This window comes from Acidisoma sp. PAMC 29798 (assembly GCF_030252425.1).
Lineage (GTDB): Bacteria > Pseudomonadota > Alphaproteobacteria > Acetobacterales > Acetobacteraceae > Acidisoma > Acidisoma cladoniae.
The window spans coordinates 2,418,208-2,436,022 of sequence record NZ_CP126994.1 but is presented as its reverse complement, the minus strand read 5'-3'; the positions used below and the strand labels follow the sequence as shown (position 1 = coordinate 2,436,022).

Annotated in this window: 18 protein-coding genes; 3 read left to right on the top strand and 15 right to left on the bottom strand. The window is 65.1% G+C overall.

Annotated features, from left to right (window positions below; translation table 11 throughout):
• Positions 1-14: 14 nt before the first annotated feature.
• From rsmD to QP803_RS11740, 4 genes are read right to left on the bottom strand one after another with little or no spacing between them, the layout of a single operon-like run.
• Positions 15-569: a 16S rRNA (guanine(966)-N(2))-methyltransferase RsmD gene (gene rsmD, locus QP803_RS11755; RefSeq protein ID WP_284943667.1), complete on the bottom strand. Its 555-nt coding sequence runs from the start codon at positions 567-569 to the stop codon at positions 15-17.
• On the bottom strand, positions 566-1,348 hold the full coding sequence (locus tag QP803_RS11750; protein WP_284943666.1) for a pseudouridine synthase: 783 nt from the start codon (positions 1,346-1,348) through the stop codon (positions 566-568). Before QP803_RS11750 ends, rsmD begins: the two co-directional genes overlap by 4 nt.
• The gene (locus tag QP803_RS11745; RefSeq protein WP_284947896.1) at positions 1,345-2,058 is read right to left on the bottom strand and encodes a gamma-glutamyl-gamma-aminobutyrate hydrolase family protein; all 714 of its coding nucleotides are present in this window, start codon (positions 2,056-2,058) and stop codon (positions 1,345-1,347) included. Before QP803_RS11745 ends, QP803_RS11750 begins: the two co-directional genes overlap by 4 nt.
• A gap of 2 nt (positions 2,059-2,060) precedes the next feature.
• Entirely contained in the window at positions 2,061-2,450 is a 390-nt protein-coding gene (locus QP803_RS11740) for a hypothetical protein (protein WP_284943665.1), read from the bottom strand.
• Between the two features lie 80 nt (positions 2,451-2,530).
• Between QP803_RS11740 and QP803_RS11735 the strand changes: the two genes are divergently transcribed.
• Positions 2,531-2,968 carry a nucleoside deaminase gene (locus QP803_RS11735; protein ID WP_434082917.1) on the top strand — a complete coding sequence of 146 codons (438 nt, stop codon included), beginning with the start codon at positions 2,531-2,533 and terminating at the stop codon, positions 2,966-2,968.
• Here QP803_RS11735 and QP803_RS11730 read toward each other — a convergent pair.
• Entirely contained in the window at positions 2,946-3,977 is a 1,032-nt protein-coding gene (locus QP803_RS11730) for a histone deacetylase family protein (protein WP_284943663.1), read from the bottom strand. The genes QP803_RS11735 and QP803_RS11730 overlap by 23 nt on opposite strands.
• A gap of 64 nt (positions 3,978-4,041) precedes the next feature.
• Positions 4,042-5,100, bottom strand: a complete 1,059-nt coding sequence (locus QP803_RS11725; protein ID WP_284943662.1) for an extracellular solute-binding protein — start codon at positions 5,098-5,100, stop codon at positions 4,042-4,044.
• A gap of 74 nt (positions 5,101-5,174) precedes the next feature.
• Between QP803_RS11725 and QP803_RS11720 the strand changes: the two genes are divergently transcribed.
• Complete coding sequence (locus tag QP803_RS11720) at positions 5,175-6,845, top strand: amidohydrolase (protein WP_284943661.1); 1,671 nt, start codon at positions 5,175-5,177, stop codon at positions 6,843-6,845.
• 76 nt (positions 6,846-6,921) lie between these two features.
• Here the strand turns inward: QP803_RS11720 and QP803_RS11715 are convergent, their stop codons facing one another.
• The 5 genes from QP803_RS11715 to purD form a co-directional block, all read right to left on the bottom strand.
• Positions 6,922-7,965 (bottom strand): extracellular solute-binding protein, encoded by a 1,044-nt coding sequence (locus QP803_RS11715; RefSeq protein ID WP_284943660.1) that lies wholly within the window; start codon positions 7,963-7,965, stop codon positions 6,922-6,924.
• Positions 7,966-7,991: 26 nt separating this feature from the next.
• A complete protein-coding gene (locus QP803_RS11710) occupies positions 7,992-8,885 on the bottom strand; it encodes an ABC transporter permease (protein ID WP_284943659.1) in 894 nt (297 codons plus the stop codon).
• Positions 8,882-9,757, bottom strand: coding sequence for an ABC transporter permease (locus tag QP803_RS11705; RefSeq protein WP_284943658.1), 876 nt, complete (start codon positions 9,755-9,757; stop codon positions 8,882-8,884). The genes QP803_RS11710 and QP803_RS11705 overlap by 4 nt, the downstream gene beginning before the upstream one ends.
• 13 nt (positions 9,758-9,770) lie before the next feature.
• Entirely contained in the window at positions 9,771-10,832 is a 1,062-nt protein-coding gene (locus tag QP803_RS11700; protein ID WP_284943657.1) for an ABC transporter ATP-binding protein, read from the bottom strand.
• Positions 10,833-10,919: 87 nt separating this feature from the next.
• Entirely contained in the window at positions 10,920-12,185 is a 1,266-nt protein-coding gene (gene purD, locus QP803_RS11695; RefSeq protein ID WP_284943656.1) for a phosphoribosylamine--glycine ligase, read from the bottom strand.
• A 54-nt stretch (positions 12,186-12,239) separates the two neighbouring features.
• On the opposite strand from purD, the gene xseA reads away from it, so the two are divergent.
• Entirely contained in the window at positions 12,240-13,790 is a 1,551-nt protein-coding gene (gene xseA / locus QP803_RS11690) for an exodeoxyribonuclease VII large subunit (RefSeq protein ID WP_284943655.1), read from the top strand.
• Here xseA and QP803_RS11685 read toward each other — a convergent pair.
• The 4 genes from QP803_RS11685 to hisF all read right to left on the bottom strand — a co-directional run bounded on the left by QP803_RS11685 (position 13,782) and on the right by hisF (position 17,813).
• A complete protein-coding gene (locus tag QP803_RS11685) occupies positions 13,782-14,570 on the bottom strand; it encodes an NAD(P)-binding domain-containing protein (protein ID WP_284943654.1) in 789 nt (262 codons plus the stop codon). The two genes, xseA and QP803_RS11685, sit on opposite strands and share 9 nt — an antisense overlap.
• Positions 14,571-14,641: 71 nt before the next feature.
• Entirely contained in the window at positions 14,642-16,456 is a 1,815-nt protein-coding gene (locus QP803_RS11680; protein WP_284943653.1) for an adenine deaminase, read from the bottom strand.
• 68 nt (positions 16,457-16,524) lie between these two features.
• Positions 16,525-17,031 (bottom strand): phosphoribosyl-ATP diphosphatase, encoded by a 507-nt coding sequence (locus tag QP803_RS11675; protein WP_284943652.1) that lies wholly within the window; start codon positions 17,029-17,031, stop codon positions 16,525-16,527.
• Between the two features lie 5 nt (positions 17,032-17,036).
• Positions 17,037-17,813 carry an imidazole glycerol phosphate synthase subunit HisF gene (hisF, locus tag QP803_RS11670; protein ID WP_284943651.1) on the bottom strand — a complete coding sequence of 259 codons (777 nt, stop codon included), beginning with the start codon at positions 17,811-17,813 and terminating at the stop codon, positions 17,037-17,039.
• Positions 17,814-17,815 lie beyond the last annotated feature (2 nt).

Sequence of the window (17,815 nt, the reverse complement as noted above, 5' to 3'; positions counted from 1 at the left end):
TTCCGCCAAAACCGTTACGACGTCGCGTCCACCCGCCACACGCATATTCGCGCCGCGCCGAGGCGGCGGTCTGCCAAAAGCGGAGCCTCGGTCGGCACCGTATCGCCAGCGCCGATCTCGGCCACGATCAGCGCCGCGGGCGCGATCCAACCCGCCGCAGACAAGGCGGCCAAGGCTGTCGGCACCAGATCGAGCCCATAGGGCGGGTCGAGGAACACCAATCCGCATGGCACACCTTTCGGCGGCTTGCGAGCGTCGGCGGGAATGACGCGGCTGATCTCCACGGCGCCGCAGGCCGTGACATTGTCCCGCAAGGCCGAGATCGAAGGCCGCGCGTTTTCGATGAAATGCGCCATCGCCGCGCCGCGCGACAAAGCCTCTAGCCCCAGGGCGCCCGTGCCCGCGAAAGCGTCCAGCACCACGGCACCCTCGATCACATCCTCCGCCCATGGCGCATGGAGCAGGATGTCGAACAAGGCTTGCCGCGCGCGGTCGGAGGTTGGGCGGGTCGCATCGCCGGCGGGGGCCGTCAGCCGACGGCCCTTGAACCGCCCGGCGATGATCCTCATGCCTTCGGTGCGACCTTGGGCGGGGCCGCCTTCGGCAATTGGTCCTTCAGGATCTTGCCGGGAATTTCCTCGACCACGCCGCGCGGCAGCAGGCCCAATTGGAACGGCCCATAGGCGATGCGGATGAGGCGCGAGGTCGTGAGGTTGAGATGCGCCATGACCTTGCGGATTTCGCGGTTACGGCCTTCGCGGAGGCCGACGGAGAGCCAGGAATTGTCGCCCTTGCGGCTGTCGAGCCCGGCGTCGATCGGGCCATAGCGCTCGCCGTCCACCGTCACGCCCTCAGCGAGGCCCTTGAGCGCGTCTTCGTCCACATAGCCGTTCACCCGCACGCGGTAGCGGCGCAGCCAGCCGGTCTCCGGCCGCTCCAGCAGCCGCGCCAGCGTGCCGTCATTGGTCAGCAGCAGCAGACCCTCGCTGTTGAGATCGAGGCGCCCGATGCTGATCAGGCGCGGCAAGCCGGGCGGCAGCTTGTCGAAGACCGTCGGCCGGCCCTCGGGGTCCTTATGCGTCGTCATCAGCCCGGCCGGCTTGTGGTATTTGAACAACCGCGTGCGCGACGGCTGGTCCACCACCTTGTTATCGACCTGCACGATGTCGCCGGCGCCGACGAAGCTCGCGGGATGATCGAGCTTCTTTCCATTCAACTTGACGCGGCCTTCGGCGACCATCTTCTCGACGTCGCGGCGGCTCGCGACGCCGGCCCGCGCCAGCCATTTGGCGATGCGCTCGCCGCGCTCCGCGCTCTCGGCGGTGTCGTCTTCGGGGGTGTCGGTCATGAACAATGCTCGATCAGCGAGGCGAAAATCAGTCGGTCGGCGGGGTCGGTATGGAATTCCGGGTGCCACTGCACGCCGAGGCAAAAGTGGTAACGTGGGTCTTCGATACCTTCGATGACGCCGTCCGGCGCCACGGCATTCACGACGACGCCGGGTCCCGCGTCGCGCACGGCCTGGTGGTGGGAGGTATTGACCATCATGCGCGGGCCACCGGCGATGCGCGCCAGCAGCGTATCCGGAGTGACCTCCACGGCATGGGCGGGCTCGTCATGCCGCGTCTTCTGCTCATGGGCGAGGCAATCGGGCACGCTGTCGGGGATATGCTGGATTAGCGTGCCGCCGAGGGCGACCGCCATCAACTGCTGCCCGCCGCAGATGCCGAGTACAGGCATGTTCCGCGCCAGGGCGCCGCGCAGCAGAGCCAGTTCGGCGGCCGTGCGGCCTTCCTTCAGCGTCACTGTCTCATGCCGGTCGCCCGCGCCATAGATCGCGGGGTCGATGTCGAAGGCGCCGCCGGTCACAATCAGGGCGTCGATGCGGTCCAGCCAATCCTCCGCCAGCGCGGCGTCATGCGGCAAGGCGACCGGCAGGCCGCCGGCCTCGACCACGGCGGCGGCATAGTTCTGCCGGATGGCATACCAGGGGTATTTCGACCAACCGCCCGGCGGCTCGCTGTCCAGCGTGATGCCCACCAGGGGGCGGCGCGTCATCATCACGAAAACTCCGCCAGGATCACCTGGACGCGCGCGGCGGCCTCGGCGACATCCGGCGTTGTCGGCGAAACGGCGGCGATGCGGAGGGCGGCTTCGGTCTCGGGCGCCAGCAGGCCGCGCATCGTGGTGACGTAGGGCGCGAGGGCAGTTGCATCGGGGATTTCCCCGCGCGCACCGGTCTCATCCATCGCGACGATGAAATCGCTGAAGGCGCGCAGCCAGGCGAAACGCTCGTCACCCATCACGGCGCCGAGCAGGCGCAGGGGATTGCCCTCCAACCCCGTCTCCCGCGCTTGCGCGTGGAGAAGCGCGCGATGGAGGTCCATCACGGCGAGGGACAGCGGGCGATGGATGGTGCTGGCAGCGGGTTTTGCAGGTCGGTCGATCATTCCCCGCTGATCGCATAACATCGGGGCCGGGGTCCACTGGACCCTTGTCCTGCCAGCAGGCAAGAAGTCGCATGACCCCGATGGATATCGCCCTTCAGGAGGCGCGTGCGGCGGCCGAACGTGGTGAGGTGCCGGTCGGCGCTGTGCTGCTCGACGCTCAGGGCGCCGTGCTGGCGCGGGCCGGCAATCGGACGGAAGCCGATCACGATGCGAGTGCCCATGCCGAAATGCTGGTCCTCCGCGCCGGCGGGCAGATATTGGACTCACCGAGGTTGATCGACTGCACGCTGGTCGTGACGCTGGAGCCTTGCGCCATGTGCGCCGCCGCGATCAGTGCCTTTCGCGTCAAGACGCTCGTCTTCGGCGCCTATGACCCCAAGGGCGGCGGCGTAGAGCATGGCGCCCGAGTCTTCGACCATGCCCACCATCGCCCGGAGGTGGTGGGCGGGGTTCGCGAGATGGAGTGCGGCGATCTGCTGCGGGCGTTTTTCGCCGCTAGGCGCCCTCAAACCCCGTGAGGACGTTCACGGCATTGATGCCGATCTCCGCCACGGCATAGCCGCCTTCCATGACGAACAGCGTCGGCAGACCCAGCTTCGCGATGCGGGCGCCCATGCGCGTGAAATGCTCATGGTCGAGCTTGAACTGAGAAATCGGGTCATGCTTATAGGTATCGACGCCGAGCGACACGACGAGCACATCCGGCGCGTAATCGGCGACGCGCGCACAGCCCGTTTCCAGGGCCGCGCTCCAGTCCGGCCATTCCGTGCCCCAAGGGAGCGGCAAGTTCAGGTTGAAGCCTTCACCCGCGCCGGCGCCCGGCTCATCCGCAAAACCGAGCAGATAGGGATATTCCTGATCCGGGGTCGCGTGGATGTTCACGAGCAACACGTCGTCGCGCTCATAGAAGATCTGCTGCGAGCCATTGCCGTGGTGGTAATCGACATCGAGGATCGCGACACGGAGCGCGCCTGAATCCAGCAGCGATTGGACGGCGATGGCGGCGTTGTTTAGGAAGCAATAGCCGCCGTAATGATCCGACCCCGCGTGATGGCCCGGTGGGCGACACAGCGAGAAGACCGATGACGCACCGCCGCTGATGGCGCGGGCACCGGTGAGGGCGACATCGGCCGAACTTCGTATCGCCTGCCAGCTTGTGGCGGTGACGGGGGTTCCGGCATCGAAACAGAAATAGGCGAGCCGGCCTTCCAAACCTTGCGGCACGCGGTCGCGCCGCATGCCACGGGTGAAGAAGGTGAAAGGGAGCGCTGCGCCGGGTCGGCCGAGTTCGGCCCATTCGGCGGCGGCGCTTTCAAGCAGATCGACCATGCGCGGATCGTGAATGCGCGTGATGGCGCCGCGGGGAAAACTGTCAGGGGCGACAACCTTGCCAAGGTTCATCTCCAAGGCACGGGCAAGGATCAGCTCAGCCCGCTCGGGCTTCTCGAAAGCCGGAACCCATTCGCCGGAATTGAGCTCGCCGGGGCTCTCATGCAGGGCATGGTCGGGGCTGAAGATGATGTCCATGCGGGTTCCGGGACAAGTGTGATCGTGGCGGCGCGCACCATGCGCGCCGCCACGATCTTCAAGACTACTTCCGCAACTGCGTCCAGATGCGATCGAAGTCTTTGGTGGCCTTCGCGTCGCAGCCGGGGGAAAACAGGATTTTGTAATCCTTCGGCGGATTGAATTCCGGCGCATCGGTGATCGAGGCCGGCAGATACTTCACCGAATCAGGAACCGCGTTCTGATACTGCGCGAACTCCGTCTCGATCGCCGCATTCTGCGGATCCATCATGAAGTTCATGAACTTCTTTGCGTTCTCGACATCAGGCGCACCGACAGGCACGGCAAGGTTGTCCATCCAGCCCGTACCGCCTTCTTTGGCGAAGACATAGCGGATGGAGGCTTTGCGGGCGCGCACCCGCGCGGCGCCGCCCGACCATTCCATGGTCATGGTTGTTTCGCCGGACAGCATCCGGTCGTCCATGCCATCCGAATTATAGACCTTCACGAAGGGCTTCTGCGCCACCAGCAGGGCCATCGTTTCTTTTAGATCGGCGGGCACCGTGTCGCAGGGCGGATGGCCGAGATAGATGAGGGCCATATTCACCACCTCGCTCGGCGAACCCAGCATTCCGATCTCGTTCTTGAAAACCGCCGGGGGCTTGAACAGCGTTGCTAGGCTATCGACCGGATCGGGATAGACCTTGGTGTCATAGATAAAGGACGTCGTGCCCCACTGCCACGGCACGGTGTAAGCGGCCGTCGGATCCCAATCGCGTTTCTGCCAGCGCGGATCGAGATATTTGAAGTTAGGCATCGCCGAAGCATCGACCGGCTGGATCAGCTTCTGATCAATGAAGATATGAACGAAATCGTTCGACACCATGATCATGTCATAGCCCGTCGCGCCAGCCTTGAGCTTCGCGAGCAGCGTCTCGTTCGAATCATAGGTATCAAGTGTGACCTTGATGCCGGTCTCTGCCGTGAACTTCTTGAGGAGGTCCGGCGCGGTGTAATCGGTCCAGTTGTAAATATGAAGCACACCGGCATCTGCCGCATGGGCGGCCGGCGCTGAAAACACACTGGCAGTGGACAGTAAGCTGGCACAGGCAAGGGCGGCGGGAAGCGCGGGCGCAAATTTCATCCAGGGTCTCCTGATCTCGTTCATCGACGGCCGCCATGCTATCGATGCGGCGCGTAACTTCCAAGGTATTCCGTATGTCGTATACAATGGCTGACCTCATCATTCGCGGCGCTCGCATTTTGACGATGGATGCGACGATGCCGGAGGCCGAGGCGATCGCGATTGCCGGCAACCGTATCCTCGCCGTTGGCGATGATGCGACGGTCAGTGCACTGGTCTCTGCCACGACCCGCGTGATCGATGCGGGCGGCGCCACGGTGATGCCCGGCTTCAATGAGGGGCATATGCATCTGTTTGGTGGCGCGGCGGCGCTCTCCCATCTGCAACTGCGCGGCGTCCATGGTTTCGATGGATTGCGTGACAGTGTGCTCGCGCATCACGCGGCCCATCCCGGCGAGACGCTTATCATCGGACAGTCAGCGGATTACACAATCCTCTCGGAGACCGAGCGCCTGAGCCGGCATCATCTCGACCGCATCCTGCCCAATCGCCCTCTCATCGTGGTGGCGCCTGATTGCCATACCGCCTGGGCCAATACCAAGGCCTTGGAGCAGGCCGGGATTCTGCACGGACGTGCTCTGGGTCCCGGCAATGAGATCGTTATGGAGGCGGACGGTCTCGCACAGGGGGAATTGCGGGAGCGTGAAGCCATTGGTCCCGTCTATGAACTCGATACGGTCGGCGCAAGGTCGCGCCTCGGCCTCGAAGGGCTGGAGCCCGATGCCTCCCTCAGCGCCGCAGATCGCGCGGCAGATCGGGCCATGCTCAAGCGTGGCCTCGACTATTGCGTCGCGCATGGCATCACCTCGATCCAGAATATGGACGGGAATTTCTACACGCTGGAACTTCTGGCGGAGATCGAGGCGGCGGGTGAATTGTCCGCCCGCGTGCGCGTGCCGTTTCATATGAAGGAATTCATGGCCATCGACGCCCTATCGAAAGCGGTCGAGATGCGCGCTGGCTTCCATAGCGATCGATTGCAGTCCGGCTTCGTCAAGGTCTTTGTCGATGGTGTCTTGGATTCATGGACGGCGGTGATGCTGGATGACTATGCGGATCGTCCCGGCTGGCGGGGAGAGCCGCTGTTCTCGGCGGATCATTTCCGTCGCGTCGCGGTGGCGGCCGATGCTCTCGGTCTACAGATCGCGGTTCACGCCATCGGTGACGGCGCCGTTCGCATTGTGCTCGATGGCTATGAAGCCGCCCGCACCGCGAATGGCGCGCGCGATAGTCGCCATCGCATCGAACATATCGAAGTGGTCAGCCCGGCGGATGTTCCGCGTTTCGCGGACCTCGGCGTGGTCGCGTCCATGCAGCCGCCGCATCCGCCCGGCTCGGCCGGCCTGCCGCTGGAGCCCACGGTGTCGCGCATTGGGGAGGCAAAATGGCCCTATGCCTATGCCTGGAGCACGCTGCGAAATGCCGGGGCGACGCTGGTTTTCGCGACGGATTGGCCGGTGTCACCCATCGACCCGATTGCGTCGATCCAGAATGCCCTGACGCGGCAAACCTGGGCGGCGGGTTTGCCGGATCATCGGCCGACGTTGATGCAGGCCTTGGCGGCCTATACGCGTGACAGTGCCTGGGTGGAATTCATGGAAGACCGCAAGGGCATCCTGGCGCCGGGCTATCTGGCGGACATCGTGATGCTGTCAGGTGATATTACGAAGACTGCGCCAGAGGATCTGCACAGTCTGCGGCCGGCGATGACGATCTGCGACGGCCGCGTGACATATCAGGCGTAGTCGGTGGAAGACGCTGCGCTCATCCACCCTACAAAACCGTAGGGCGGAAAAGCGCACCGTCTTTCGCCGGAAGAGTCTACTTCCGCAGCAGGGTCCAGATCCGGTCATAGTCCTTGGTGGCCTTGGCCGGGCAGGCGTAGTTGAAGTAAATCTTGTAATCCTTCGGCGGGTTGAACTCAGGCGAGTTGCCAAGCTTGGGATCGAGGAACTGGCCGGAGCCGGTAACGCCGTTCTCATAGCCCGAATAGCTGGTCTCCATGGCGGCGTTCTTCGGGTCCATCATGAAGTTGAGAAACTTCTTGGCGTTTTCCAAATCCGGTGCGCCGGTGGCGACGGCGACATTGTCCATCCAGCCAGGGCCGCCTTCCTTGGCGTAGACATAGCGCAGCGTGGACTTCTGCACGCGGGCGCGCTCGGCGTCGCCGGACCACACCGCATGCATTGTCGTCTCACCCGATACCATGCGATCCGCGATGCCGTCGGAGTTGTACACCTTCACGAAGGGCTTTTGTGCCTCCAGCAAGGCCAGCACCTGCTTCAGTGTCGCGGGGTCCTGGTTGCAATAGGGCTTGTGCAAATAGACCAGCACCATATCGATGACTTCGCTGGGCGAACCGAGCTGGCCGACCTGACCCTTGAAGACGGCCGGCGGGTTCAGGAAGGTCGCGAAGCTATCGACCGGGCCGGGATAGACCTTGGTGTCATAGACAAAGGACGTCGTGCCCCACTGCCATGGCACGGTATACTTTGCGTCCGGATCCCAGGCGCGATGCTGCCAACGCGGCTCCAAGTTGTGGAAGTTCGGCATATCCGCGACATCGACCGGCTGGATCAGCTTCTGCTGGATGAAAATCGGCACGAAGTCGTTGCTGGGCACCACGATGTCGTAACCCGTCGTGCCAGCCTTCATCTTGGCGAGCAGCGTCTCATTCGAATCATAGGTATCAAGCGTAACCCTGATGCCCGTCTCGGCGGTGAACTTCTTGATCATGTCGGGGGCGGTGTAGTCGGTCCAGTTGAAGATATGCAGCACGCCGGCATCGGCGGCCTGAGCGGCGTGCGACAGGGGCAAGGCCACCAGGGCTGAGGCGCTCAGACAGAGCGCGAGCAAGGGACGCATCGATGTTATCTCCTAAAGGTCCGAGGTTACGACGTAGCGGCGATTTGCGGCGTATCAGCCGCAACGGCCTTAGCGGCCTCTCGGGGACGGCTGATGACGAAGGCGACCAGGGCGAGCGCCGCCGAGACCACGAGCAGGATCGCCGAGATCGCGTTGACCTCCGGCGTCACGCCCAATCGCATCATGCCGTAGACATAGACGGGCAGGGTGGTGGTGCCCGCACTGCTGACCATGAAGCTGATCAGAAAGTCGTCGAGTGACGTGACGAAGGCGAGGATTGCCCCCGCCATGATGCCCGGTACCATCAGCGGCAGCGTGATGCGCAGGAAGATGCGCCATTCGCCGCCGTAAAGATCGCGGGCCGCTTCCTCGTAGCTGTTACCCACGGCGCTGAGCCGCGCCTGGATCGGCAGCATCGCGAAGGGGATGCAGAAAACCGTATGCGCGATGACGAGGTTGAGCACGCCATCATGAAAGCCGATCGCCGAAAAGAAGATCAGCGTCGTGATGGCGGTGACGATTTCCGGCACCACCAGCGGCATGGTGACCAGGCCCACGGCCGTGCTGCGGCCATTGAACCAGCCGCCACGTTCGAAGCCGAGGGCGGCGGCGATCGCAATCACTGTCGAGCAGATGGTTGCCAGCACACCGACCAGCAGACTGATATAGGCCGCGTGCCGGATATCCCCGTTATTGGCGACGGCGCCGAACCACTTGACGCTGAAGCCGCCCCAGATCGTTACCATGCGGTTGGCGTTGAAGGCGTAGATCACCAGCACCGCCAGGGGCGTGTAGAGGAACAGCATCACCAGCAGGGTGAAGGGGCCGAAACCCGGATTGTGGCGCCAGTCGAAGGGCCGACGTTTGGCGGTCGGGCGCGTACTGCGTGTGCCGGTTGCAGCGTCTATCTCGGCGCTCATACCCGGGCCTCCACCGGCTTGCTGCGTCGGCTTTGCCAGGCGAGGGCCACGACGACCGCGAGCGTCACCAATGTCGCGAGGGCCGCACCGAAGGGCCAGTTGCGGGAGGAGGTGAACTGCATCTCGATCAGGCTACCGATCAACAATTGCTTGCCGCCGCCCAGCAGATCGGGTTGCAGGAAGGCGCCGAGCGCGGGGGCAAAGACCAGAACGACGCCAGCGGCCACGCCGGGCCGGGTCAATGGCCAGACGACGCGGCGGAAGAGCTGCACACGAGTCGCGTAAAGATCGTAGGCCGCCTCGATCAGGCGCGGATCGAGCCGCTCCAAGGTGGCGTAGATCGGCAGCACCATGAAGGGCAGAAACGTATAGACCAAGCCGAGCAGGATCGCACCCTGGTTGTACAGCAGTGGCAGCGGGTGATGGATGATACCGGTCCATTTGAGGAAGTTGTTGATCAGGCCTTCATCGCGCAGGATCAGGATCCAGCAGTACGTGCGGATCAGCGTATTGATCCAGAAGGGCAGCGTGACCAGGGTCAGCAGCACCTTCCGGCGATTGGGTGATTGGCAGACGATATACCAGGCGACCGGGAAGCCAACCGCGAGGCTGAGCACCGTCGTGAAGACCGCGAGATAGACCGAGCGGACGATGATCCAAATATAGTCGGGCATGAAGATCAGGCTGCCGTCGAAATCCTGGTCGAACAGCAGTTGAACATAAGCGGCGACGCTGGGGGGGGAGGTCACGCCGCCATAGGTGTCGGCGGTCAGAAAGGAATAGGCCAGCGAGATCAGCATCGGGATCGCCATGAACACGAAGATCACGGCAACGGCGGGTAGCAGCAGCCAAAAGACCGGGCGGAATTTCACAGCTATGGACCTCCTAATCCACCAACTCCCGTTCGGCGTCGGCGGGCCAGGTCAGCCCCACCTCGGTTCCGGGCGCGAGCCGCGCGGCGCCGCGAATGCGAGCCCGCATGCGCGTGCCGGCGGCGGTGATCTCCAACAAGGTGTCCGAACCGAGAAAGGTCGATGCGCCCACGATGCCGGTGAGGCGTGGCGTGACATGGGGCGGCACCAGTTCGATCCGCTCCGGCCGCACGGCGATGACCACATCCGCATTCCGGCCAAGAACGGCGCCGGGAATGAGGTTCGCCTCGCCGATGAAATCGGCGACGAAGCGGTTGGCGGGGCGGTCATAAATTTCCTCGGGCGTGCCGACTTGCTGCACGCGGCCGGTGTTCATGACAGCGAGACGATCTGACATCGCCAGCGCCTCCTCCTGGTCATGGGTCACAAGGATGAAGGTGATGCCGGTTTCACGCTGAAGGCGTTTCAGCTCGAACTGCATTTCCTTGCGGAGCTTCAGATCGAGCGCCGATAGCGGCTCATCCAGCAGCAGAACCTGTGGGCGCGGCGCCAAGGCCCGGGCGAGCGCCACGCGCTGTTGCTGGCCGCCGGACAGCTGGGTCGGTTTGCGGTCCCGGAAGCTTGTCAGCTTCACCAGCGCGAGCATGGCATCCACACGTTCGCTGATATCGGCCTTCTTCCAGTTCAGCATCTGGAGCCCGAAAGCGACGTTTTGCGCCACGTTCAGATGCGGAAATAGCGCGTAGTTCTGAAAGACCATGTTCACCGGCCGTTCGCGCGGCGGCAGGTTCGCGACATCCTTGCCATGCAGGCGGATGGCGCCGGTGGTCGGATGTTCGAAGCCCGCGATCATGCGGAGTAGGGTGGTCTTGCCGCAACCGGATGGGCCGAGGAGCGTGAAGAACTCCTTGTCCTCGATGGTGATGTTGATCGCCTCCAAGGCCTTATGGCCCGAGGCAGGGTCGCCGAAGGTCTTTTCGACCGCCGCGATCTCAATCAGGCGGCCGCCACTCCCGAGGGGACGTTGCGGCACGCCCCGCGTTTCAGGAACGTCGCTCAGTGGCAAGGAAGGCATACGGGGGCAATCTCCGTCGAAGTCGCACAAGCTGTCAGTCAGCGCATAGCTGATCCTAGTTCCGATGCAAGCGCCCTGCCAATCTCTCTATCCGTGCCCTTGTCCGATATCTCGGCGGCAGAAACCGTCTGGCCAGTCGATCGCGTCCACGGCGTGGTAGGCGCGGCTTATTGCGAGTGCCAGGCTGGGGGCCGTCGCGTTGACGACGAGCACGCGCCCGCCATCCGACAGCACGCGGTCATCCTCCGCGCGGGTGCCGGCATGGAAGACGGAGACCTCGTCCCCCGCCGACGCTGCGTCCAGACCGCGGATCTCGCTGCCCTTGCGATAGGCACCGGGATAGCCTTGTGCCGCCAGGACGACCGAGACAGACGCTTCCGGGTGCCAGCGCAGGGCGATGTCGGCGATGGTGCCGTCACAGGCGGCAATCAGCGCCGGCATCAGGTCGTCCGCCAATAGCGGCAACAGCGTCTCCGCCTCCGGATCGCCGAAACGGACGTTGAACTCAATCAGCTTCGGGCCCGCCGCCGTCATCATCAACCCGGCGAACAGGATGCCGACGAAGGGCGCGCCGCGTGCCGCCATTTCCGTGAGCGTCGGGCGGATGATGCTCTCCATCACCAATTCCTGCGTCGCATGCGTGAAACCGGGTGGCGGCGCGAAGGCGCCCATGCCGCCCGTATTCGGGCCGCGATCGCCATCGAAGGCGCGCTTATGGTCCTGCGCCGCGCCCAGAAACAGGGCGTTCTTACCGTCGCACAGGGCGAAGACGGACACTTCCGGTCCCTCCATGAACTCCTCGATCACCACGGTCGCTCCGGCGGCGCCATAGGCGCCCTCACGGATACAGGCGATCACGGCCGCCTCGGCTTCCTCCACCGTGGTCGCCACCACGACGCCCTTGCCGGCGGCCAGGCCATCGGCCTTCACGACGATGGGCGCGCCGCGGCGGCGCACGAAGTCAAGCGCCTGATGCGTGTCGGTGAAGGCTTCCCAGCGCGCGGTGGGAATGCCGGCGGCATCCGCGACTTCCTTGGTGAACTGCTTGCTACCTTCAAGTCGCGCGGCGGCGGCGCTCGGTCCGCAGCAGCGGATGCCCTGATGAAGCAGCGCGTCCGCCAGGCCCAGCACCAGTGGCGCCTCGGGGCCGGGCACCACCATGTCGATCGCATTGGCGGCGGCGAAGGTCGTCAATGCCTCGATATCGGTCGCGGGAATCGGCACCAGAATGGCGTGAGCGCCGATGCCGGGGTTGCCTGGGGCGCAGAACACCGCCGTCACCAGCGGGCTGCGGGCGATGGTCCGCACCAGGGCATGTTCGCGGCCACCCGAGCCCACCACTAGAACGCGCATCCGAAATCCCCGCCGCTGCTTCAGTTGGGCGCGCCTCTAGCATATCCTGTCCCCATGGCCGAACCGACAGAATCCGCGACCACCACCAACATGCCCGAATACTCGGTGGGGGAAATTTCGGCCGCCGTGAAACGCACCCTGGAAGGCGCCTTCGGGCGTGTGCGGGTGCGCGGCGAGATCACTGAACTCAAACGCTATCCCTCCGGCCATATCTATTTTTCGCTGAAGGACGAGAACGGCAAGATTTCCGGCATCATCTGGAAAACGGCCGTCTCGCGCCTGGGTCTGGTGCCGGAGAACGGCGTCGAGGTCGTGGCCACCGGCAAGGTCACGGCCTATGGCGAACGATCCAGCTACCAAATCATCGTCGAGCGGATGGAATATGCCGGCGCCGGCGCGCTGCTGGCGCGGATTGAGATGCTGCGCCAGAAGCTGACGGCCGAGGGGCTGTTCAGTGAGAGCCTGAAGCGGCCCTTGCCTGTCCTGCCGCGTCTGGTGGGGGTCGTCACTTCCGAACAAGGCGCGGTGTGGCAGGACATTCGCACCACCATCGCGCGGCGCTTTCCGCGCTCGATTCTGCTGTGGCCGGTGCCGGTGCAGGGCGATACCGCCGCGGCGCGCATCGCCGCCGCCATCGCCGGCTTCTCCGCTTTGCCGCTGGGCGGGCCGATCCCTAGGCCGGACGTGCTGATCGTCGCGCGGGGCGGCGGCAGCCTGGAAGACCTCATGGCTTTCAACGATGAGGCTGTGGTGCGCGCTGCCGCCGCCTCCCTCATTCCGCTGATCTCGGCCGTGGGACACGAGACGGACACGACCTTGATCGACTTCGCGTCGGACCGGCGGGCGCCGACGCCCACGGCGGCGGCCGAAATAGCCGTGCCGGCGCGGATCGAACTGGCGGCGGATCTCGCCCAGAAGGCTGGCCGCCTCGTGGCGTCTCTCGCGCGGCTGATGGGTGAAAGCCGGCTGCGCGTGACGGGCGCGGGGCGCGGCCTGCCCGATATCGCCTCGGCACTAGGGCAGGCGCGGCAGCGGCTGGACGATCGGGCCGAGCGGCTGCGCATGGCGCCGGCCAATCTGCTCATGATGCGCCGCGCCGAATGGCGACACGCGGCGGAGCGGCTGCCGGCGCCGGCCGCTTGGCTCGATGGGCTGCGTCGGCGCGTGCGGGAAGGGGAGACGCGGCTGCTGCTCGGTCTGCCGCATCTGCTGCGCGTGCGCAGCAATGCCATGGCGCTCGCCGGCCAAGGTCTTCTCGCGGGAGTCCGCCAGCGGATCGGCGCCCTGGCCCGCGCCGAGACGCGCGTCAGCGCGCGGCTGCATCCGGCGCCGGTGATCGCGGGCCAGCGGGAGGCGCGGGCGCGTCTCTCCGGCCTCGCGGCGCGCCTGGAATCGGTATCCTACAACGCCGTGCTGGCGCGGGGCTTCGTGCTCGTCTCTGACGACGCCGGGCATCCGCTGACACGCGTGACGGAAGTGGCAGGGGGCGCGCATCTAACTTTGCGCTTCGCGGATGGCGCGACCGGCGCCACAGTGGATGACGCAACGCCTGCGCGAAGGGCGCCGCGCGCGAAGGCGCCGGTGCGGCAGGAGCAGTTACTCTGAGATTTTGGTGAGCTCGTCGCGGCGCAGTTTCATGGTCGTCGTGACGGCGGTGGCGACCTCGTCGAACCAGCCGCGCTGTTCCAGCGTGCGGCGCACGCGTTCGTTCAAGCCGCCTGGCGTTTCGTGCTCGGGGACCAAAGACGGCAGGTGAGCGGGATCGGTGTGAAGGCTGGTTTCCGCCTGGGCGCGCAAGAAGGAGGTGACATAGGCCTCCGCCCCGGCGCGCGGTACGCCGCGCTGTTCCAAGCCGGCGATCAGGGCCAGTTGCAGCCTGAAATAGGTCGACATGACGACGCTGCCCGACATGTAAGCGCCGAACTCTGCCTCATCCGCCGCTTCGATAAGGTCACCCTGGCCTTCGAGCAGCGTGCGCACAGCGGGCGGGATCGCATAGAGCAGGATGGGGCCTTCGCGGCGGGCCATGGTGGGCAGCGGTATCGCCCGGCAGGCCGTCGCCGGGGCGACGAGGGCTTGCACATCGCCGAGCGTCGTGCCGGCGACGCAGCTCACCACGATCTGTCCAGGTCGGAACGGTAGCCCGCGCACGGCGGCATCAAGCTGCGGCGGCAGCATCGCCAGAAAGACGATGTCGCTGGCTTCGACCACGGCGGCGTTGGAGTCATGGCGGGTGATGAGGCTGTCGCCCTCCGCCAGGGCGCGGGAGGCGGCCTCAGACCGGGGTGAGAGATGAATGGCGCGGTCGGGCCATGATTGCCGTATGCCGCGAATCATCGCCGTCGCCAAAACGCCCACGCCCAGAAAACCGATCGGCGTCGTCATCAATCACACTCCACGTTTCGTCTGGTCTTGTGGTGGAATGCGCCGCGCTTTTCCACCCTACGAGATCACCGTCACGCATTCGCGCCCGGCGCGATCGGCTCGAACAGCGGCAGGATTTCCATCCCCGGCACAGTGACGATGCCCTTATTCGTCAATCGGATTTCGGGAATGACCGCCAGAGGGATCAGGTTGAAGCCCATGAAGGGCAAGACGCAGCCCAGCGCGCGCCAAACCTCCTTGAAGGCCGCCATTTCATTGGCCACTTCCGGCGCCCGCTTGTCCGACAGCAAGCCAGCGATGGGCAGGTCGATCTTCGCCGTCACCAGGCCGTTCTCCACCACCACCAAGCCGCCCTGCGTCGCCTCGATCGCGCGCACGGCGACCTGCATATCGGCCTCCGACCGGCCGGCGACGATGATATTATGCGCGTCATGCCCGACGCTGCTGGCAACCGCGCCGTGGCGCAGGCCGAAATCCTTGAGCAGGCCGAGGCCGACGGAGCCATCATTGCCATAGCGCTCGACCACCGCGAGGAAACACAACCCGTGCTGGTCGAGCAGCGTGGCCCAATCGGCGGCCGGTTCCAGCACGACCTCCTCATGGATCAGGATGATGCCCGGCAATTCCGTGCGAATGGCATGGGCGCGCACGGGCACTGTCGGCAAAGCAGGGGTCAGCACCAAGGCTGGCGGCAAGGTGACGGTGTGATAGGCGGGTGTCGGATACACGTAGCGCTGCATCGCGAACTGCTGGTCCAGCGCCGCGGTAATGCGCCGATCCTCGACCGCCAGGACGCCGCCATACCAGGTATTGCGAACCTCCAGGTCATCGTTCAGCAGCACGATGTCGGCGCGGCGACTATGGCCGAGCGCCCCGAACTCCCCGTCCATGCCATAGCGCGTCGCGCCATGCAGCGAGCCCATGCTCCAGGCGGTTTCGCGCGACATCCCGGCCTTCACCGCTTCCCGCGCAACCCAATCCATGCCGAAGGCAAACAGATCGTCGGTATCGCGGTCGTCGGTGCAGAGGCAGACGCGTTTGGGGGAAGCGCCCAGCTCCGTCACGGCCTTGATGGCCTGCGGCAGGCTGTGCCAAGGCGTCGTCGGCGGCCCGCCGCGCAGGAAGATCCACAGGCCCGCCTCCAGAAGATCATTGGCGATCTCCCGGTCGATCGCCTCATGCGTGTCGCTGACGCCGCTGGCGGCATAGGCCGCGACGAATTCCCTGCCATAGACATGACCGCTGACGGGCCGGCCGCGTTTCAGTGCCTCGGCAATGATGGCGTGGCTGCGGGCGTCACCGGTCGCGACCTGGACGAAATCCATTTTCTCACCCAGTGCCACGGCCTCGGGCCAGGCGTCGAAGATGGCGCCGATCTTCTCCGGCGTCAGGTCGCCGCCGGCCGTTTCGAAGACCGGGGAGGTCGCAGGGATCGTGCTCGGCACCGTCAGGAAGATGTTCAGAGGCGCTTGGCGTGCATCTTCCAGCATCCAATCGACGCCATTCTTGTCGAGCACATTGCCGATCTCGTGGCTGTCGCAGAAAATCGTGGTGGTGCCATTGAGAAGCGCCGCTTCGGCGTAGGCGCAGGCGGTCACCATCGCGCTCTCGATATGGATATGGGAATCGACGAGGCCGGGTGCGATGATGCCGCCGCCGGCGTCATAAATCTCGGCGCCTTCGCCCCTCCAGGTGCCATTCGGCTTTACGGCGGCGATGCGCCCCTGCGAAATCCAGATTTCGCGCTCCGGCAAGAGCCGCTCGGAATAGGTCGAGAGCAGGAGCCGCGCGCCGCGAATGACGAGATCCGGCGCGGCAGTACCGTGCGCGACGGCCGCAAGCCGGCGGGTGACGGTGTGGAGCGCGGGAACGGTGAAGCGGTTCATGAAGCGGTCCTCTCTCGGTATCGCCCAAGCAGAGGCGAGAACCCGGCCGGGTGCAAGAGCCGCCGGTCTTAGGGAATCTTGGTCGTCAGAATGTCATGCGAAACGCGCAGCGCCCGCAGGCGGGAGGCCTTTTCGACCACGCCGCTGATCCCCTCGCGCCGCTGCAACTCGGTCCAGACCTCGTCGGGGCGAACGTCGGAATCCACCCACAGCACCAGCAGATGGTACAGCACATCGGCGCTTTCGGCGACGAGTGCCGCGTGGCTCTGGCCGCTCACCGCCTCGATCAGGCATTCCACCGCTTCCTCGCCGAACTTCTGGGCGATCTTGGCCGTGCCGCGCGACAGCAGGCGCGCCGAATGGCTGATCTCGGGGTCCGCGTTCCGGCGGCTCATGATCGTCTCCCACAGCCGATCCAGCACGCCGGAATCATTGCTCGCGGCCGCAGCCTTCCGCGCGATGATCGCCTTGGGTTTTAGAGCTTTCGGTTTTTGAGTCTTGACCGGCGGCGTCACAGCTTTGGCTTTGACCTTCGGCTTGGCGGCCTTGGCCAGGAGTTTCGTCGTTTTAGCCATGGGCGTTACTGTCCTTGAACCGCTCGCGGAAGCCGAACCGGGAGTCGCGCTTCATCCAAGGCCTGCTTGACCTCGGCGATCGTGAAGGTGCCGAAGTGGAAGACGCTGGCGGCGAGAAGCCCAGTGGCGCCGGCCTGCGCCCCCTCCACGAAGTGGCGAAGGCTGCCGACACCGCCAGAGGCTACCACCGGGATCGTGACCGAACTGCAAACGGCGCGCAGCAGATCGAGGTCGAAGCCACGCCGCGTGCCGTCGCGGTCCATGCTCGTGAGCAGGATTTCCCCCGCGCCGAGGATGGCCATGCGCTGGCACCAGGCAACGGCATCCAGGCCGGTTGCTTGCCGGCCGCCATGGCTGAACACCTCCCAGCGGCCGGGCCCGGCCGCGCGCGCATCCACTGCCACCACCACGCATTGGTTGCCGAACTTCTCCGCCGCTTCCGCCACCAGATCGGGGCGTGCGATGGCGGCGGAGTTGATGCTGCACTTGTCCGCGCCCGCCAGCAGCAGGCGGCGCATATCGGCGGTCGAGCGAATGCCGCCACCCACCGTCAAGGGCAGGAAGATGCGCGCCGCCGTCTTGGAAACGACATCGAGGATCGTATCGCGGTTTTCGTGGCTTGCGGTTATATCGAGGAAGGTGAGTTCGTCCGCGCCTGCCGCATCATAGAGGGCCGCCTGTTCGACAGGATCGCCCGCATCCCGGAGAGAGACGAAATTGACACCCTTCACCACCCGACCGTCCTTGACGTCCAGGCAGGGAATGACCCTGAGCTTCAACATGG

Bases quoted from the DNA above. Each gene is read 5' to 3' on its own strand.
- QP803_RS11725 (WP_284943662.1), bottom strand. From the start codon at position 5,100: ATGAAATTTGCGCCCGCGCTTCCCGCCGCCCTTGCCTGTGCCAGCTTA.
- QP803_RS11745 (WP_284947896.1), bottom strand. From the start codon at position 2,058: ATGACGCGCCGCCCCCTGGTGGGCATCACGCTGGACAGCGAGCCGCCG.
- QP803_RS11720 (WP_284943661.1), top strand. From the start codon at position 5,175: ATGTCGTATACAATGGCTGACCTCATCATTCGCGGCGCTCGCATTTTG.
- QP803_RS11700 (WP_284943657.1), bottom strand. From the start codon at position 10,832: ATGCCTTCCTTGCCACTGAGCGACGTTCCTGAAACGCGGGGCGTGCCG.
- hisF (WP_284943651.1), bottom strand. From the start codon at position 17,813: ATGTTGAAGCTCAGGGTCATTCCCTGCCTGGACGTCAAGGACGGTCGG.
- QP803_RS11680 (WP_284943653.1), bottom strand. From the start codon at position 16,456: ATGAACCGCTTCACCGTTCCCGCGCTCCACACCGTCACCCGCCGGCTT.
- QP803_RS11685 (WP_284943654.1), bottom strand. From the start codon at position 14,570: ATGACGACGCCGATCGGTTTTCTGGGCGTGGGCGTTTTGGCGACGGCG.
- QP803_RS11710 (WP_284943659.1), bottom strand. From the start codon at position 8,885: ATGAGCGCCGAGATAGACGCTGCAACCGGCACACGCAGTACGCGCCCG.
- QP803_RS11735 (WP_434082917.1), top strand. From the start codon at position 2,531: ATGGATATCGCCCTTCAGGAGGCGCGTGCGGCGGCCGAACGTGGTGAG.
- xseA (WP_284943655.1), top strand. From the start codon at position 12,240: ATGGCCGAACCGACAGAATCCGCGACCACCACCAACATGCCCGAATAC.
- QP803_RS11675 (WP_284943652.1), bottom strand. From the start codon at position 17,031: ATGGCTAAAACGACGAAACTCCTGGCCAAGGCCGCCAAGCCGAAGGTC.
- QP803_RS11740 (WP_284943665.1), bottom strand. From the start codon at position 2,450: ATGATCGACCGACCTGCAAAACCCGCTGCCAGCACCATCCATCGCCCG.
- QP803_RS11750 (WP_284943666.1), bottom strand. From the start codon at position 1,348: ATGACCGACACCCCCGAAGACGACACCGCCGAGAGCGCGGAGCGCGGC.
- QP803_RS11715 (WP_284943660.1), bottom strand. From the start codon at position 7,965: ATGCGTCCCTTGCTCGCGCTCTGTCTGAGCGCCTCAGCCCTGGTGGCC.
- QP803_RS11730 (WP_284943663.1), bottom strand. From the start codon at position 3,977: ATGGACATCATCTTCAGCCCCGACCATGCCCTGCATGAGAGCCCCGGC.
- rsmD (WP_284943667.1), bottom strand. From the start codon at position 569: ATGAGGATCATCGCCGGGCGGTTCAAGGGCCGTCGGCTGACGGCCCCC.
- purD (WP_284943656.1), bottom strand. From the start codon at position 12,185: ATGCGCGTTCTAGTGGTGGGCTCGGGTGGCCGCGAACATGCCCTGGTG.